Below are 18,124 nucleotides of genomic sequence, written 5' to 3' on the forward strand. Positions count from 1 at the left end.
CATGATTCTTGGTTTTTTGCTCTTAGCCATTTCCATCCTCTCCCTACTGTTATTATAGTTGGATTAGCTAAAAGCACAATTTATTTTACACTCCCCACCCTGGTTGGATAAAGCGACTAAAAAATCTATTACCCACTTTTCAATATATCTCCACCGACCAATTAAACGTAGATACAAGTTTCCTGGATAATCAAGATTTTGTTTTTATTAATACATCCTATATGTCACATGCCTTCTACAATAAAGTGATGGCAAGGTTAAATCAAAACAACGTCCCATTCTATTATATGTCTGCCACCAATAACGTTGAAAGGACTATCTGCACTATGTATAACCATATACAAGCTTAGACGCAATATTTGATTCAGCGGTATGAAAATTACACTCTTATGCCTTCGAGTTGAAGTATTGTAGTTTTTCGGTGCACATTCAGCAGAACACCAAAAGTACTTGCTAAATCTACGAACTTCTCATTATAGAAATCACTGAATCATTTTTTGCTTCTTCGCTATCGAAATTGAAGGACAGAAAAACTTGACAGTGCTTCCATTAAACGTAGACATGGATGGAGTGTTTCTATTGGAATCGTATTATTATTTAGTGACTTAGGTAGTGGTGCTGAATTCTTACATATAAAAAGTCCTCACGGATGTTTTCGAAAGAATATCCTTGAGGACTATGATACTGTAAGTCTTTCACATTGAATAATCTCTCTTTTCCAACATACGGGCTCCGGATTGTATCTCCAGCAATATGTGCTCACAGCTTAAGCAAGCTATAGAAGCTCCGTCGGATGACTAACTATTTACTATTATGTAATAGCCTTTCCATTTCGAAACTCCCCCCTAAAAAGCATCGTGCCTTGTTCGTCATAAAGTATCCCTTGGCCATGCCAAGTTCCATAGTTAAAACTTCCTTCATACCATACTTTACCATTTTCTCTATAATAGGTTCCTTCACCGTGAAACTCGTTGTCCCTAAACTGACCTTCGTACAAAAGATAGCCATCTACAGAGTTGAGTTTTCCATAACCTTCTTGATTTCCGCCTTTCCAAGCTCCTTGATAAATTATTTCACCTTGAGTATTGTACCAGATCCCATTTCCATGCAGTTTTCCATCAAACAATTCTCCATCGTATCCAATCGTGCCATCCTCGTAATATCTCTTTCCTCTTCCCTGTTGCATGCCGTTTACCCATTCTCCTCTGTATATTACATTTCCATTTTTATCATATTCTTCACCTTGTCCGTGTCTATCTCCGTCCATTTCTCCGCGATAAACTAAATTTCCAGTCTCATCATATTCAGTTGCTCGTCCATAAACAAAACCATCTCTAAAGCTTCCTGAAATAAACATTGTCCCATTCGGATAAAATATTGCACCTATGCCGTTAGGAATTTCATTTTCAACTTGCCCAACATACTTTATACCGTTCGAGAACTCTATCGTTCTTTCCCCATCATCACTGCAACCTACAATCAATAGCGATACAATTATGATTGAAATAATAATAAAAATTTTTCTACTCACAAGTCACTCTCCTGATGTCATATTTTAAATCCTAACCAATATTGAAAATTGATTTATGACTATTTAAATACAAGAAGCTCCCATTCAGCCAGTGAACAATTAATTTTAAATGCCTCCTTCTGCAGCCAGGAAATCTTCTTAGCGTACTCCTCAATATCATTAATGTGTGTCCATTTAGCCTCAGAGTACTTTCTGCCGGCAGCTTCTAATATTTTTCTATCTAATGGGCAAATAGGTGGCCGTTCAATCATATTCATACACCAAAGGTGCTTTAGAAAGACACTTAAGCTCTTTTGAGAATGAGAAATGCGAAATTCAGTGCTGAAATACATTCCATATGAGTCGTTCATTATTTCTTTTAGTTCTATTACATCTTGAATAAATACCTCTCTATTAACACTTTGGACATAATACTTCTTTGACATTTCGTTTAAATGGATCATCCAAATTTTTTTGATATTTCTCCTAATATCATTCGTTTTAGCTTTTTCATTATATAAAGGATTACGCCCTAATGCTGCATTAATAGATTTCGTTAATGCCTTATCCACTGAATGCATACGGTTATATTTATCAAGAAATTTCGACTTACTCTGTTCAATTTCAACACTATTAATCATCAAATAAGATACCTCGTTTACATCATAAATTTGAATGCAAATTACTATCTTCCGCCAAAATACTTACTAAAAAACAAACCCGTCCTCAACTATAGTTTGTCAGTATTTTGTGATGCAGCCATTGCGCTTATATACTCAATTGTATTTGGCAATTTGTCTGGATGTTTCTGTAACAACATTTGTTTTCCTATTTCTTTTCCAATGCGATTAACCGTAATGCGTACTGGTCTTTTGTGATTGGATAAAAGTTCTTCAATAATCTTCTTAACACTTATCAATAATTCTTTATCACGTAGTTTCCAGTCAACTCTCGGATTGATTGATAGGGATGGTTTCTTATGTGAATTGAAATTAATTATCCATTTTCTATCATTTCTATATAGCCAACCATATATCTTGCAATATTTGTACCTCAATTCCGTTTTAGTCAGTTCCGGGAAACACTGAGCTGCTTGTTGCCATTGTTCCCTATAACTATTCTTCATCGTAAGATTTTCTCCTTCTTTTCTCTTTGACATTTTCTGATATATTACTGCCATGCTATCTGATGTTTTTTTCCAGTGGAGTTCATTATGTAAGATTATTGCTTGCCTCTCTACTGTTTTTGGATCGACACTCATTCTTCTTGAAATTTCTCTTAAGGTAAGTTTTTTCTCAATAAGTTGATTTAATTGATCTTCCCAAACTTTTCCAAAGGATTTTACTCGACCAATGTGAAGCAAATCAATTTCATCACCGTCTGGTCCACTCCTACAGTATTCAAATCCACACTTACACAAAAATGTGCCTACTACCTTTTTTGCTTTTGCATCAATGGTTACTCTAACATTTTCGATGACAGGTTCTTTATAATGATTAGCTGCAACATTTAAGCACGGCCAAGGACCATTACCAAATGGTTTGATTTTCCCCTCTGCACAAGCCAACTCTTGGAAGCTGATACCAAGAAATTGCATAACCAGTATATGCCTTACTGGATGTGTCGCTTTTTGGGGTTTGCGTATAATTTCTACTAACCAGTTAGTGCTGGCTTCTACATCAATATCACATTGCATCAAACTCAAAAACTTATTCCCAAAATAATTCACAAACTCATTCAGGAACTTTTTTTGCCTTACATGCCCATTAACATTGGCGTAACCAATTTCATATAGTTTACCTTTGTAGCTTTCATGAGAAGCACCTATCTTTTTCCAAATCCACTTTTCGTCCAGTAGTTGGTAACTGAGGTTGCAAAAGGAGATTAGTAAATCGAGTTGGTGTTTCTCAAAATTCATTGAGGCTATCAATCTTTTCATGCCATCCATATTGTCACTTGCGTTGATGCAATCATTTGTAAGTAAGGCTTGATATTTGTTAGTTGATTTTATAGGCATGGGGCAAGTGAGTAAGTAATGTTGGTGTTTTTGACATAAAAAGACTCCTGGCAATTGATGGGAACGCCTCCAATATGTCTCACCATACTTAACAAAATCTTCTTCCACACAGCTGGGGCAATAACATAAATGAGATTTCGTCTTTATGGTGCTTGCCATAATTCCAGCTCTCGAATAAATATCACCACCATTATGGCTCAACATCGATTCTTTTATTTGTCTCCGCCTTTCATTTGATTGAAACGTTGTGTAGTAAGGATATAGTGTGTGCTTCCAGATAAACTCCTCAGCGAGTGTGCTTCCACTGTAGGGGACATTATCAACAAGTGATTCTATTCTCGCAGGTAAATCTACCGAGATAGTGACAGATTGAGTGTCAAATAAATCCACTGCGGTATGTTTCCAGCTAATGTTTCCACTTCTCTGATGGTATCGTGCAATAGCACTGTAAAGGAGCTCATCCGGATATAATGTGGGAAAGAATGAAGTCATCCCACATCACTTCCAATTATTTCTGACCAAGTTTCTTCTTTTATATAGCCTTTTTCTTTCAGTGCTTCGTATGATGTGATCCCACTCTTTTTGCCATTTAATACAATTTCTTTTAAATCTCTTTCATCATATTGTTGATTCCCTTTTGTTCTTTTCGATAAAATAACTTCACTGTTTTGCTTAGTTTTCGGGTTATTACTTCTTGATTTTTCATTCCTCACTTTGAGGATAGCTTCCATTCTTCTTGAATAATCTGATTCGATGTCCGGGATTATAAAATTATCAATTTTGGGCAAATAGATATCCTCAAAACCTCCCATCGCTCGAATATCTTTCCTTTTGATGGCTTCAATCATTGGCTGAATCAACCTCAAATAGTTTTCTGCAGTATACTCAACGAGATTTTCATTTAAGCATTTTTCACCAGTCATAATAGCGTGTATCTGACCCATGGCAAATATCTTAATTGCAATATCTGTGATTCCCTGAGATTTCTCATATAGTAGGTTGATTAACCCTTCTGTTTGTATAGTGAGTTCATCCGTCCATTGATACCTCCAAAGCCCATCTAATAATAATTTCCAAGATTCATCATTTTCAAGCCTATCCCAAATCATATCACCCTGTCCGCTCCCCCTTCTTGCCTGCCTGAACTGAGATTGCAGGAGTTTCATAGCTGAAGGCGTGCCGATTAGCACCACAGGCAAACCTATCAGGTTTACAAGTGTCACAAAGAAATTCAACATTTTTTCTGCGCCACCCGACTTTCCAAGGCTGGCATGCTGTATTTCATCTATTATGAGTAGACCCAATGAGATAGATTGTGCAACCTTTGCCATTACCGGAACTAACACACTCACTGCTTGCCTACCACTTCCATATCTTTGAAAATAACTTGTTCCCAAGTGATCGTCAACTTTCTGAAAGAAGGATAAACATAATGATTTTAGAGAACCATCGTGAGGGCAATCAAGCTTCATCCATACCATCTGTTTATGTGCAAACCGTTTGTTTTTATATGATTCATGAACAATAACAGCCGGATATAGAGACATGATACGGTTAATTGCTGTGCTTTTTCCCAGACCAGAAACACCAATAATAGTAAGGCCGGAACCTGTCGTTCGATTGTTGTCGGCAAAAATATCTCCATAGTAATTTTGTATTTCACAGTTGTCATTCATTTGTTTTATATAATACGGTGAGAAGGGATTCCTCCATACATATCCCTGACGTATGAGTCGTGATATACGGGATTCAAGATCAATGTGCATAGGGAGTGGCTGAAAATAGTTAAATATCCGCTGAATGCTATGAACTTTCAGATGGGGTGGTAGTATCTTTTCTTCCTCTTCGAATGTTGGATACTCGGTCAGTTTTTCAATAACCTCCCCAACATCATAAATGACTGGCAATGCCTCTATAAAAGGATTGCCTCTATACTCAACAATAATCTGCTCTTTATAGTGTGCACTTTCAGTCATACCCATCTATAATCACCTTTTCTCTTCTTGTTTCTGCCGCAGCAAGTCCATGCTTAAGATGGAGCCCCTTACTTTCTCACTCGACATCACTTTAGGTTCATTACCACTCTTGTCTACATTTATTTCAAATGCTTCTGCCTCTCTCATAACAGATTTTTCAAAATCTCGGTTTTCTCTTATACCATCAAATATATTTTTCTTGCTGATAGTTCTATCTGTATTTTTTAGCACTTGAGCTTCTTGGACAACTGCCTCAATTTCAGATATAATATCAAATTCATTTTGCAGCAGTGCTATTTCAGCTTTCTTTTGCATCTGTTTTTCCATCACATGTAAATGAGCCACTTCTTCATAGGTACGACTTTTGTATCGTTCCTGATGTTCAAGTAAATAGCATTTTTCATATTCTCTCTTGTCACCTGCTCTTACATAAATCGCACTCATGCTTCTTACATCGTAGCTCACTTTTAACTTCCAGCTTCCATGTATCTTGGCCTTCTGAAACCATTGTTCACGCATGGCCTTCTCTGAACCATATAACATCCCATGGAATCGTATGCCTCGCTCAGTGACAGACGCTACTTCTGTTGGCATTAAATTAAGCTTTATAATGTCCGGGGGAAATGACCTTAAACATCCAGACTTATTCCGGATTCCCCAATTCCAGATATCATTTGGAATAGACTCAATACCATCTTCAATCATTCCAACTTCTCGTTGATAATTCTTTAGTAAATGAAAGTTGTTATGGTGGAGAGCAATCTTAATGATGATTTTCGTGAATTGGTGAATGTCCAAAGTAGCATCCAGCCGATAATCTTTACCACCCCTCTTCTGAAAATCTACATTGATGTATCCTGGAACAAAAGGTTTTATTCTGTCATGGATGGTTCGAAAGTGTCTTTCCACAATGGCTTTCATGTCCCCTCGATAGGAGCTGCTATTCTGAATTGATATATGGAGTCCTTCAATAAGTCCTCCTTCCGGTGATTTTCCTTCAAATTCACCTCTGTCAGCCATAATAGTTTGTGGAACATGAGAAGCTGGCCATTCATCTTCAATAATGTGTATCCCATGCCCTCTACAGTATGAAACCTTGTCTGATGTAGCATTTTCCAACGCCATCATTGCCCCAATCCAACTGGGTGCTTCAACACCCACATATACACCGGCTATTACTCTGGAAAATGTATCCATCACAAGATATAGAACCGGTCTACCAATTATCCAGCTTCTTTCATACCTGGAAACCAGGTATAGGTCAACAACAGTGGCATCAATTTGAAAAACTGCGCCAGGCCCTGTCACTTCATAGGTGGAATCACCCAAGAGAGGACGAGCATTTGATTGATAGTGTTTTAGCCCTTCTCGTTTTGAAATACTGATTTTATCGTTATTGTTCTTCCCAACCCAATATCGAAATTGACGTAATGTTGGTACCGGAACATCTTCGTTAAGCACTGGGACCTTTACTCCATCTTTAATCTTGAAGTCGTGGGTGAAATACTCACGAATCATCAAACGGTAGGTTGTCGCTAAAGAATTTCGTTTTCCTGAGTGATAGTATTTTTCCAAAGCCAATTTAAATTTGCGTTTTACCTCAACATCTATTACAGCATTTTCAATAGCACTGTTAATCTTCAATTTGGATGTATAGGAATGACGCTCTTTATTTTTTCCTCCACAATTTTCATAATTTGGAAGTAACGCATTTTTTGTCATACCATACTTCCAGTATTTTTTGAGGATGTTGTAAACAGTTTTTTGAGATATTGAAAATTTTTTACACGCTCCGCGAATTAGTGCTGCTCGTCTTTCTTGGTTAAAGACATCAGGCACATGATGAATTTCACTGATGATCGCCCATGCCTTATCTCGTTTGCTCTTTGCGGCTTCTGATATCGAATCGTCAGGTATCGCCACAGTTACCATCCATTCATCCTCTGAGAGAATAACTGCTTTGCCCGTTTCAATTTCTTTATCAATCCATTCTTTTTCATATAATTTGAAACTCATTTTCTTTTCACTTATGGGAAATCCAATGCAAGTGTTGGTCATTGGGTCCATCCAAAGAATCCTCGCAATGCTTTGATTTTCCTTCCATTGAATGAGTGAATTAACCATGACTTTCATTTGCACCAGTACCTCCTTTTGTCCAGCTATCATTAAGTTTTAATTCACTGGACATTAACTTCCCTAAATCAATTTTCGACTCTATATCCACGTGTATCTGATGTTTCCATACCATGTATTTAAACAGGTTAATGCCTGTCCCACACTCCAATTGATGAAATTCATCAAAGTCATTCAATAGAAAACGCATTTTTTTACTTACTGTATTGATTTGTCTCAGTAACGTATCACATAGCATTTCCAGTTCATTCGCTTCAAACACTTCGTACTTCTTAAGCTCCATTGCAGGATGAAGCCATTCGATGTTCTTCACCATCACTTTTGGAATTTCCTTGTTCGTTACAATTCCCCAATCAATACCTTTTGCTTCCCAATACCTTCTTTCGATTTCAAACCTTTCAATCACATTCTTTGTTTCCAATTTCTCGTGTGATTTAACGGCTCTTGCATACTCTCGAAATCCGTCTCTCGTTTTTGTGCGAATCAAAAATGTTGATGTGAAAACGTAAGGTGTTCCATCATCTCCGACATGCTTTTCAATATCCACATCCTGATTTCTTAGCAGTTCTTGGGCATCTAATAATGGATAGTGCTCTTTTATATCAATCACATATGGTGAGTATTCCAACAAGTAAAAATAACGTGTCTGAATATCGCTAAAAAAATGATGTATCCTCCCTGTTGTATAACCATAGACCCTGGTCACCCTGCCCATGGAAGGCATGTCCTGAATTGTGAGCCAAGGCTTGTATTCAGCGAAATTTCCAGATCCCCTTCCATCTTTCAAGAAGCGTTCATATTTAGCCTGATTCCAATCCTTGTTTCGTTTCATACTAAACATCTTCCTTTTACAAATTTGACTTATTTTATCAATACTCAATAATCATAAATTCCTTCTAAAGCATCTCTGCTTTTCTTTTCATTTCAATCATTGTTGGCCTACTATAGGCAAGTGTTGTACGAGGGTTGCTGTGTCCGGCAAGATATGCAACTTCATGAATTGAAAACCCATTTTCAAGCGCATTTGTGCAGAAAAAATGTCTTAGTGTATGAGGCGTTATATCTTGTGTGTATTTCTTAAACTCTTTATTGACCACGCTCCTATTTAGTTTTTCAGACACTCTTGAAGGAAAAAGATATTCGCTTTTTCTCTTTCGATGAGGCAAGTACTCTTTTATAGCATTTTCAACCTTGCTATTTATGTACACAATACGCTGTTTTTCACCTTTGCCGTTTCTTACTATTAGCTCCATCGCTTTATTACTAACATCATCTACCCGAACATTTAGTGCTTCTGAGATTCGGAGTCCTGTATATGCAATTAATGTTATTAGACAATAGAGCCGTTTATCATTTTTTGACAAGACTTTTTGACGTAGTAATTCAATATCTCTTTTTGAAAAATTTGATGGATTTACGTAGGAAGGTTGAATTCGGATAAAATCGTTTTGCCTGAATGCCATACCATTCTTTAGGCCACGAGATGCAAGAAAATCATTGAACTTTTTTAACGCGCATAGTTTATGGTTAATTGTTTTGCCATTAATCAAAATACCTTTATGGCGCTTTCCAGTTTTAAGATAACTTTTAAATTCCAACAGATTCTCCCGAAAAAATTGTTGGAATTCTGTTCCAAATGTCTCCTCAACCCAAGTCATATATTCTTTTGCGTTTGAACGATAGCTATCGATCGTATGCTTGCTTTTCCCCTCTTGTATCAAATAATCTTCAAATCTGTCCAGTAGTTCCATATTCATGCTCATCCCTCCTCAAGTATTTATGTTGCACTTAAATTTACACTTACACACTGTATTTATGTTGCACCTGAATGCTTATTGAGACGGTAAACCTGAAATGAGTGCATCATAATTGCCCTTATGTTTCATTTTGCTATTCTGGTGGACACATGACTAAATTCACGATTCACTGCCTACAGGCAATGAAAAAAGCATCCATTAAGATCATTAATTTGATCAATGGATGCCTCCAGGGGATTGTTTAATTATTCTATTGGCTTTCTTCAGCAACACTTTCATCACCACTTTCACAACCTATATGCGTGTATTTTAGCATATTGTTCACCATTAATCTATATTATGTTGCACTACTTCAATTATTTTAAACATCAATTAACGAGTTCCATGTAACGAATTTGTGCATCTTGCTCTAAACAGTGATTACTTTTTTCTTGTCCATTTAATAATTAGCTTATCATTGAGTTATTTCAATTGTTTCGGAACATTAAAAATAAAACTGCTCATTAATGTGAAATTATTTTTGAATTTATTTTGACGAAAATTTATTTTGGAATACAATTAGATTATGAGATTGCTCTTTGACAACTAAATCCTGAAACATACTCTCACATTATTGCTTCAGATGCGATCTGGAAGCTACCAGTTTGCGAAAGAATTGACTTGAAGTATTTTTCAATCAATTATTTAGCAAACTGGTGATGTTTAAGAATAGGTATTCATTTATTAATTTCATGAGTGAATCTCAATTTTAATTTCACGATTCTACCCAAACATATGCATTTGATCCTCATAAATATGCTGGATGTTTGGGTAAAAAATATGCTCATCTATATAATTTATGTTTATTATATTTAATTGCTGATTTAACTTTTCAATCAAACCAGTAATATACATACCCAGTTTCAACTTTAGCTGGGTCCCTATACAAGAGAGAGGTGAATTGAACAATTCTCATCAACCCAGTAAATTAGTCGATTATTAGTTGGAAAGGAGTGACTAAATACTTTAGCATAACTCTATGAGATCATCGTATCTGGAAATAGAATCATAAATGATTTGAATAAATCAATAAAAAAACTACTTGAAAGGTTGATTAATATGAACGTCACTGGACAAACTGCTCGTGTTACTAATTTTAAGCAAAATAATGTATCACTAATATGGGGCGATCCGACTGAATTGAAAGATTCTGAACCACCACTTTATCCAATTGATGCATTGCCTTCTATCCTATCAAATTACGTTGGTAGTTTATCTGCTGCTATGCAGGTTCCACAAGATATGGTTGCTTCACTGGTGTTAGCAGCTGTAAGTACAGCGGCTCAAAAACGCGTAGATATTAGTGGAAACTCTGATTGGACTGAGCCTGCAAATATATTTACAATGGTCGCCTTAAACCCCGGCGAAAGAAAGAGTGCGGCAATATCTGCTGTAATGGGACCCATAAAAAAATTCGAACAGGACAAGGCCAACGAGCTCCAGTCACTTGCCAGCTCTCAGCAAGCTCAAAAAGATGCTTATGAATCAGCAGCAGAACTGTTAAAATCAAAATATGCAAAGGCACCGAGTCAAGATAATCTAAGTGCATATCTTGATGCAAAAAAAGAAGTTGCAGAATTCAAAGTGCAGGCAATACCTCGATTAACAACTGCAGACGTTACTCAGGAGAAATTAGCAGATCTACTTTATACTCATGGAAAAATGTCACTCATCTCCGCTGAAGGCGGAATTTTCAACATCATGAATGGTTTGTATTCCAAGAGTACCAATATCGACATTTTTCTATGTGGACATGCCAACGATACTGTCATAGTAGATCGAGTAGGTAGACCGCCTCTGATTATCGATAAAGCAATTCTAACAATAGGTCTTGCAGTTCAACCGCAAGTATTAGAAAGCGCAATAAAGAACAAGGATTTCATCGGGAAAGGTTTGATGGCTCGTTTCTTATTTAGCGTACCTGCACCGATGATTGGGCATAGAGATGTCAACCCACCAATATTGAGTCCATCAGTTAAAAGTGAGTACAATAACTTAATTCGTAATTTATTAGATGATCCAAGCGAGTTACACCTCTCGCTAAGTAGTCAAGCTTCAGTAGCACTTACTAATTATAGAAGAGAACTCGAACCGACACTGCGCTGCAATGGCACTTATGATCCATATACCGCTTGGGGGTCAAAAGCACCCGGGGCAGTCCTAAGAATAGCGGCACTCATTCATGTTTCAGGAAAGAAAACTGGTACAATTGTCGATGCTGAGAGTATCAAGAATGCAATACGTATAGTGGAATATTATTCAGCACATGCTAAAAGAGCTTTTGGTGGTGGTGAATCACAGTTGATCAATCTATCAAAAAAAGTGCTTTCCTATATTGAAAATAAGAAGATGAAGGAGATAACCACCCGCGATATAATGCGAGCGTATGCTAATGATTTCAGAACTTCTGAAGATACAAAACCTATCATAGTTAAGTTGATTTCAAGTGGATATCTGCAAGAAAGTGTAAGTAGTATCAAAAAACAAGGTCCAAAAGCTATGGTCTATCAAGTTAATCCTCAGTGCTATGAGTACTAATTAAATATCGAGTACAAGGCACCAATAGACTCCCAAATGAATGATAAACATTCACAATAGGGAGTCTTTTGTTTTGTTGTTAAGTATTAATATGTCATAAATGTCATTTCGCGCCAATGACAGTGTTTCCATTGTAATAACAGGTTTTAATGCCCTTTTTCCAAACTGTCATGAAAATTAGAGGCTTATTCTACAGTTTAATAATTCTTATGTTCTGCAATTACTGCTTGAAAAATTTGTGTTGATTTAAAAAGTATTTATTGCAATTCCCATTAGTTAACAAGGGTGGCTTTTTACTAATAATAGTTAGTTCCTCTATTTAATCACTGTATTAGATATTTAAGTCATGGGTTTGGAAATTAAATAATCCGTTAAATAAAACAATTACATTCTTAGATCTACAACTGTGGATTATTGATATACTGATTACACATTGGAATATTGTAAAATTATTATACTTCCATTCATTCATCAACCACAATCACTTGTATTACTATTTAATATCGCATCCTATAATTTCATGACAGTTTATAAATGGCTTAAATTGTTCATATTACTGCATTGCACTGTCATCGATCAAAATGACTGTTATGACAGATTATGTTCTATACGTTTTTCAGCCCATCGCAATGCCTTAAGTAATTATTTTTAGCACAAAAACTTTGATTAGTGATTTTTGTCCAGTTATATTTATTAGTGGATATTTAATGCCTTATGATACCTAAAAACTCTTGAAAGATATCCTCTTCAATATTTACCTATCACGATTATAAGAAAACACACATGTCCTTATAGGCAGTTGTGTTACTCCGTAAAACCTGACCAGCTTATCGTTGCACAAACTATTATCTCCGCGTATCCTGTTATCATAAGGGAAGAATATAACTTTATTTGTGCCTACATACTCTTTGACTATGCTTATCATAAAGATTAAGAACTATTTCCTGTTCAGAAATAGTATTAAATCATACAAATACATTCTAATGGTTCATTCATCCGAGCTTTACTTGTTCCTCCAAATACTCAATTCTTTTTCCTTGTTGTTTCGCATACTCAATCTCTTTTTTTGTACTGCTACCAATGTAGCCTCCTGGGTTAACGACATAAATAGCTTCTGCCATATCAATCTTCTGCAGATGCATATCGTCAAGCATTTCCTTAACCTCTTCCGTTAGTACAGTCTGATATTCACCATCTGCATGACCAAAAAGTCCTACGGAAATAACTACATTGCGTTTCAGTGTTAGCTCACGCTGAACGCGGACAAAGTCTTCTTTAAACCTGGTACTACCACATAAAGTGATTACTGGGTATTTATGTTTCATAGGCTTTCGATCATGGTTTGCCATTCCAGAGTACACTTCCTTCCAAAAATACTATCGATTGAAGGTTTCAGTTAATTATTATGTTTTATTGGCACAGGATTACAGATATTCACCCCATAATTGCTAATGACAACGCTTGATATGGTCATCCATAAACCACCTTATTCCACCCCTAACGCCTTAAATACTGCATCCTCTGGGTTTTGATAAAAAGAAATCTGGAATTTGGCAAACAGTTCTGCCGGCACTGTACCCAGATCTCCCGCTGAAGCCATGGGAAGTAGTACTTTTTTTGCACCAGCGTCAAAACAAACCTGAAGCATGGTGGCCAGCTCTTGAATTTTATTGACAGTACCTCCGATGCTCATAGTTCCCAAAATGGCCATCTGGCTTTGTATCGGTTTTTTGAGAGCCCCAGAGCACAGAGCTATGAATGCTGCCAGTGCCAAATCCTTTGTCATACCGATGCCCTGCATATCCTGAATATGCATTAGGTAGTCATGGGATGTGGAAGAGATGGTTCCGCTGATATTTTTCTTGTTCGCTTTGAAATAATTGAAGGCTGTATTGATGCTTTCTTTTGCATCTCTGGAAGAACCCAGTCCTGTCCTTTCAAATTTACCTGATCCTGACACTACTTCTGTTTCCAGCTTATAGACACCAATCATTCCGGAATCTCCTTGACTCACGGTGTACACATGGCCAGCCTTAGCCATACCTTCTGGTATAAGCTTATCTCCACCCTGTTCAGGCACAGACACAAACTCTTCTTCAAAACTCTCTTTATCAATATATGAGAAATGAACATCATAGAACTCCATGCCGCCAATTTTTTTCAACTGCTCCTTCACTCTTCTACGGCTCACCAAAGCATACCGCAAAATCTCTTCGATATCATTTTTCGAAAAGACACCATCTGGATAGATGAGTTTAACCAAACCGGACACTGTTTTACGAACAGCAATGACATCACGTTGGTTTAGGTTGTTTCCCAATTTATAATAAGTGTCAAAAGCATCGGCAAATGACCTTTTGCGCATTTCCCGGAAAAACTCAGCCAGATAATCGGTAATAAATCCATACTCATTAGTGAAATATTCGGGTCGGTATTTAGGTATCTCCCAGCCGGGCAAGTAGCAGTGCATCCGGTCAAAGAAGGCACTGTCATAGGCCATGGCTTCCGGGAATGGGTCAAATAAATGGGATGTTTTCAGCAGTACATCCACACTTTGGTTGATGTTTCCCACAAAAACCATGGACGCGGAGGCGGCTTTAAGTTCTTTACCCCTCGAAAAAGACCCTGATGCCATATAATCTTTCATGATCTGAATACCGTCTTTTTCTTTAAACGTTATACCGGCCACTTCATCAAAAGCTACAACATCCCATAGACCCACTAATCCCACTTTTCGAGTAGTCATGTTGTAAAACAGGTTAGGAACGGTTGTTTGTCCACCAGACACCAGAATTGAATTAGGGGATATCTCTTTGTAGATATGTGACTTTCCTGTCCCCCTTGGCCCCAATTCACAGATATTATAATTGTTCTCAACCAAGGGTATCATCCTGGCAACCAGGTGCCACTTTACCTTCTTCTCCAGCTGAGTAGGTTCCATACCTACTGAGCGCATAAGCACATCGATCCATTCATCTTTCGAAAAATTCTTTCGCCCATCCATCATTTCATTTAGATCCATGTTGGGCATCTGTATGGGTTTTAGGCTGCTGATGATAAATGGATTACTGTTCTTGATCTCTTCATCATAATGATAGTTGATCTTGAGGATGCACCAGATTCCACCTGCCAGCAGTTTTTCGAACTCCTTTACATAATGAGGCGCCACTTCCACTCCTTTTAAGCCAAGATTTGAAAACTCTGCTTCATAGACATCTTTCTTCTCATTCAGTTTAACCGTTAACTTGTCAATCACCGTATACTGTCCCTGTTCACGGATCTTTGACTTTATTTTCTCTGCTTCATCCGGGCGCACAAAATTCTCTGACAGAATCTGTTTCACCCGTACAACACCTTCCTTGATGCTTTCTTCATCATCAGTCGCACAATACATGCCCAACAGGTATTCCAGCACATACACGGGCACATTGGCACCTTCTTTTATTTTTTGGGTCAGGTCTTTGCGGACCACCCGACCGCTGAAAACTTTATTGAGTTTTTCATTCAGGTTAACAGGTTGATCGGTTATCTCGTGGGGCACCACCCTGGCTTCACTCATGCTGTTCACATCCTCCCTGTTTCTTACAAGCCAAAATCATCGCTAATCAGCAGATCGATGGTAAAGGAAATGCGTTCCACAATTTTCTCCACCGACTCTTCTTCATCTTCCAAAATCAGGTAATACTTCTTTGTCTTGTCATATGCCATGTCTTTCAAGGTGAACTTCTCCCGATGAGTACGTTTTGCCGGCTCTTTGGCCATGCTGTCTGCAATAACGATGTTCTCATTTGAAATCCGATTACCAATTTCATCTTCAAAATATATTTTTAATTTCATCGGTGTTTTTTTTGCTTCCACCAGATCAGTCTGGAAGAATTCCAGGTAAGTGATTCTATTGGTAATCTTACGAGTGATGCTTGTGAGGCGCACTTCCACCTTTGAAGCCTTGAAGGTATCATTACGAATATTCTTAAACTGCACCACGGGCAGAATCATCTCCTGAAGAGATGCACCTCCATGCACATAATTGGCACCCGGTCCTGGCATTTTGTATCGAATTAATCCTTTCGGTACCACAGCTTTTAGTTTTGTTTCCTTGCCAAATAGGTCTTCCAGTGGAATATTCAATCCTTCAATATGAATCTCCTCATCATCCATTAAGAGATACCGGCGTCCCTCTTCCAGCACATTCACACTATGCTTGGTCATTTTACTGGCTTCCTGCAAAGGAGAACGCTGGTATAAAAAACCATGATCTGCAGTGATGAGAATGCGTGTAGCACTGATATGGTTTACCAGATTGCGCACCAACTGCACCAGCTCCTGCAACGCTCTATCCACACCTTCAAACACCTGCCGCTCAGTGGCTGCTTTGTCACCGAGGGCATCAATGGTGTTGTGATACAGATACACCAGTTTACGGCCTTCAAAGGCCTCTTTATAGTCTGCCCGTTTCATATCTGCCAGTTGATTGTACGACAGAGCCAAAGCATCTTTTACATGTTTTTTCAGCACTGTCTGGCGGTTTTCAGTTCCCTGGGTGCTGATTCCACCCACCTGCAGATCCCCGCTGGCATCCAGCACCATTTTTTCTCCTATTTCTCTTGGAAGCAACGCCGCCATTCCCAGCTTTGTGGTGGACGGCACCACCCCTTCCATCCAATCCAGAGAGGTAGCTCCCCTAATTTCAGTGTTGAGCAGTTCCATTAACTCATGTCCAACCTCATAGCGAAGGGCATCAGAAATGATCACAAAAATCCGGTCCTGTTTCTCCACATGAGGTTTCACCCAGTCACGGTAAAAATCCAGCTGCCTATAAGTGCTGGGAATTTTTCTACTGTAAGTATAGGTGCCTTCCAGGGATTTTGACCATTTCACTGACAATTGGTTCAAGAACCAGTTTGCATAGGTATTTTCGACCCGCTCAGAGAGTTCAGCCATCCATTCCTTCTCTGCCAGACGGTCACAAGCTGTCCAATATTTGCGGTAGAATCTGTCCATCCGATAAACTGTTTTCGTATAAGCTTCCAAGAGTTCACCCGGATGTTCCAGCAACATGACCGGCTCAATATCTTTTTCCATGGAAAATAGTTCAAGGGCCATCAGCACCAACTCATAGGCACCTGCATACACTTCATTGGCCCAATGAGTGGTTTTTCTTTTCCCTATGATTTCTCGGTACTTCTGAAACTCACCCAAACCTTCCACTAAAAAGTGAGTGAGTTTTTTCAGTGCAAAAATATCAATGGCTCTAAAGGTATCGCAGGGTAGAATTTTTTCCAATTCCCAGGTTTCCAAATAGTCTACCAGTTTCAGGACACTCTGCACTCTGTCTGCCAATTTTCGGTATTGTTCGCCATCCATCGCATGACTCATAAAATTGCTCACCAACACCACACAGTTGGATCTTTTATTAGATACAAAAGGCTGCCAGGTCACAGGCAGGGGCAATTCTATCTGATGGCTCATATGAGTTGTCAGCAGGGTAACCAGTAGTCCTTCCAGAGATCTGGTCTCACTATTGTATCCATAGTACTTTTTCATCAAGCGCCAAAAAGCTTCCGAATCTCCATACTTGGTTATTTCTTCAAAGACTTTATTTGATTTTTCCAACTCTCCTACTAATACACGACGCACTACATGCTCCAAATCCGGCATTGAAAGTTTGCAGAGCACAGAAAGAATGGCTATTTCCAGCCCCTCTTCCGTTATCCGTTCCAACTCATAAGACGCCAGCTTGCGATATCTCTCCTTATTATCGAAGAATTTCAAATGTTTGCGAAAGGCAGGAAGCATTGATTCATCCATCACTCCAAAATCGCGCATAATTAATACCGCTTTGTCGGCAGAAAATTCAATGCTGTATTTGAGTGTGTCCAGCAGCCAATTATCCCGGGTTAAGGGTTTGGGCCTGTTCGAGTAAAGCAGGAAGTCTCTTTCGGGTTCCTCCACCTCCAGCCGATACTTCACAGCAAAAGAGTTATGATCTGTCAGCGTGACAATCTCTGCCTTTTCCAGATCCAGTTGCTCAATATCCTTCTCAAATTCACCAGCCTCGTCATACCAGAAAACGATATTACGATGACCCTCGGCATGTGGATCCCGCTGATAGTGACCTTCAAGTATTTTCTTTATCTCAATCAAATTCATTGGT

Annotated in this window: 11 protein-coding genes; 1 reads left to right on the plus strand and 10 read right to left on the minus strand. The window is 38.2% G+C overall.

Translation table 11 applies throughout. The features are described from left to right. Window positions 1–811: 811 nt before the first annotated feature. The 7 genes from QOL74_RS17895 to QOL74_RS17925 form a co-directional block, all read right to left on the minus strand. Window positions 812–1,531 carry an MORN repeat-containing protein gene (locus QOL74_RS17895; RefSeq protein ID WP_283410873.1) on the minus strand — a complete coding sequence of 240 codons (720 nt, stop codon included), beginning with the start codon at window positions 1,529–1,531 and terminating at the stop codon, window positions 812–814. 59 nt (window positions 1,532–1,590) lie between these two features. Continuing rightward, a complete protein-coding gene (locus tag QOL74_RS17900) occupies window positions 1,591–2,151 on the minus strand; it encodes a hypothetical protein (protein ID WP_283410874.1) in 561 nt (186 codons plus the stop codon). A gap of 89 nt (window positions 2,152–2,240) precedes the next feature. Continuing rightward, window positions 2,241–4,019, minus strand: a complete 1,779-nt coding sequence (locus tag QOL74_RS17905; protein WP_283410875.1) for a TnsD family Tn7-like transposition protein — start codon at window positions 4,017–4,019, stop codon at window positions 2,241–2,243. Beyond that, complete coding sequence (locus QOL74_RS17910) at window positions 4,016–5,509, minus strand: ATP-binding protein (RefSeq protein ID WP_283410876.1); 1,494 nt, start codon at window positions 5,507–5,509, stop codon at window positions 4,016–4,018. Before QOL74_RS17910 ends, QOL74_RS17905 begins: the two co-directional genes overlap by 4 nt. Window positions 5,510–5,515: 6 nt before the next feature. Next, on the minus strand, window positions 5,516–7,636 hold the full coding sequence (locus QOL74_RS17915) for a Mu transposase C-terminal domain-containing protein (protein WP_283410877.1): 2,121 nt from the start codon (window positions 7,634–7,636) through the stop codon (window positions 5,516–5,518). After that, entirely contained in the window at window positions 7,620–8,468 is an 849-nt protein-coding gene (locus QOL74_RS17920) for a TnsA endonuclease C-terminal domain-containing protein (protein ID WP_283410878.1), read from the minus strand. The genes QOL74_RS17915 and QOL74_RS17920 overlap by 17 nt, the downstream gene beginning before the upstream one ends. Window positions 8,469–8,532: 64 nt before the next feature. Next, entirely contained in the window at window positions 8,533–9,393 is an 861-nt protein-coding gene (locus QOL74_RS17925; RefSeq protein ID WP_283410879.1) for a tyrosine-type recombinase/integrase, read from the minus strand. 1,098 nt (window positions 9,394–10,491) lie between these two features. Here QOL74_RS17925 and QOL74_RS17930 point away from each other — a divergent pair. Beyond that, the gene (locus tag QOL74_RS17930; protein WP_283410880.1) at window positions 10,492–11,970 is read left to right on the plus strand and encodes a YfjI family protein; all 1,479 of its coding nucleotides are present in this window, start codon (window positions 10,492–10,494) and stop codon (window positions 11,968–11,970) included. A gap of 992 nt (window positions 11,971–12,962) precedes the next feature. Here the strand turns inward: QOL74_RS17930 and QOL74_RS17935 are convergent. The 3 genes from QOL74_RS17935 to pglZ form a co-directional block, all read right to left on the minus strand. Continuing rightward, window positions 12,963–13,319 carry a hypothetical protein gene (locus QOL74_RS17935; RefSeq protein ID WP_346771766.1) on the minus strand — a complete coding sequence of 119 codons (357 nt, stop codon included), beginning with the start codon at window positions 13,317–13,319 and terminating at the stop codon, window positions 12,963–12,965. Window positions 13,320–13,456: 137 nt separating this feature from the next. Beyond that, complete coding sequence (gene brxL, locus QOL74_RS17940) at window positions 13,457–15,529, minus strand: protease Lon-related BREX system protein BrxL (protein WP_283410881.1); 2,073 nt, start codon at window positions 15,527–15,529, stop codon at window positions 13,457–13,459. 23 nt (window positions 15,530–15,552) lie between these two features. Next, on the minus strand, window positions 15,553–18,120 hold the full coding sequence (pglZ, locus tag QOL74_RS17945; protein WP_283410882.1) for a BREX-1 system phosphatase PglZ type A: 2,568 nt from the start codon (window positions 18,118–18,120) through the stop codon (window positions 15,553–15,555). Between the last annotated feature and the right edge of the window lie 4 nt (window positions 18,121–18,124).

Source organism: Anoxynatronum buryatiense (genome assembly GCF_900182905.1).
Lineage (GTDB): Bacteria > Bacillota > Clostridia > Peptostreptococcales > Tindalliaceae > Anoxynatronum > Anoxynatronum buryatiense.

What these genes read in the sequence shown, in the direction of transcription:
- QOL74_RS17920 (WP_283410878.1), bottom strand. Translation starts at nt 8,468, where the DNA reads ATGAAACGAAACAAGGATTGGAATCAGGCTAAATATGAACGCTTCTTG.
- QOL74_RS17910 (WP_283410876.1), bottom strand. Translation starts at nt 5,509, where the DNA reads ATGGGTATGACTGAAAGTGCACACTATAAAGAGCAGATTATTGTTGAG.
- QOL74_RS17905 (WP_283410875.1), bottom strand. Translation starts at nt 4,019, where the DNA reads ATGACTTCATTCTTTCCCACATTATATCCGGATGAGCTCCTTTACAGT.
- QOL74_RS17935 (WP_346771766.1), bottom strand. Translation starts at nt 13,319, where the DNA reads ATGGCAAACCATGATCGAAAGCCTATGAAACATAAATACCCAGTAATC.
- QOL74_RS17930 (WP_283410880.1), top strand. Translation starts at nt 10,492, where the DNA reads ATGAACGTCACTGGACAAACTGCTCGTGTTACTAATTTTAAGCAAAAT.
- QOL74_RS17915 (WP_283410877.1), bottom strand. Translation starts at nt 7,636, where the DNA reads ATGAAAGTCATGGTTAATTCACTCATTCAATGGAAGGAAAATCAAAGC.
- QOL74_RS17900 (WP_283410874.1), bottom strand. Translation starts at nt 2,151, where the DNA reads ATGATTAATAGTGTTGAAATTGAACAGAGTAAGTCGAAATTTCTTGAT.
- pglZ (WP_283410882.1), bottom strand. Translation starts at nt 18,120, where the DNA reads ATGAATTTGATTGAGATAAAGAAAATACTTGAAGGTCACTATCAGCGG.
- QOL74_RS17925 (WP_283410879.1), bottom strand. Translation starts at nt 9,393, where the DNA reads ATGAATATGGAACTACTGGACAGATTTGAAGATTATTTGATACAAGAG.
- brxL (WP_283410881.1), bottom strand. Translation starts at nt 15,529, where the DNA reads ATGAGTGAAGCCAGGGTGGTGCCCCACGAGATAACCGATCAACCTGTT.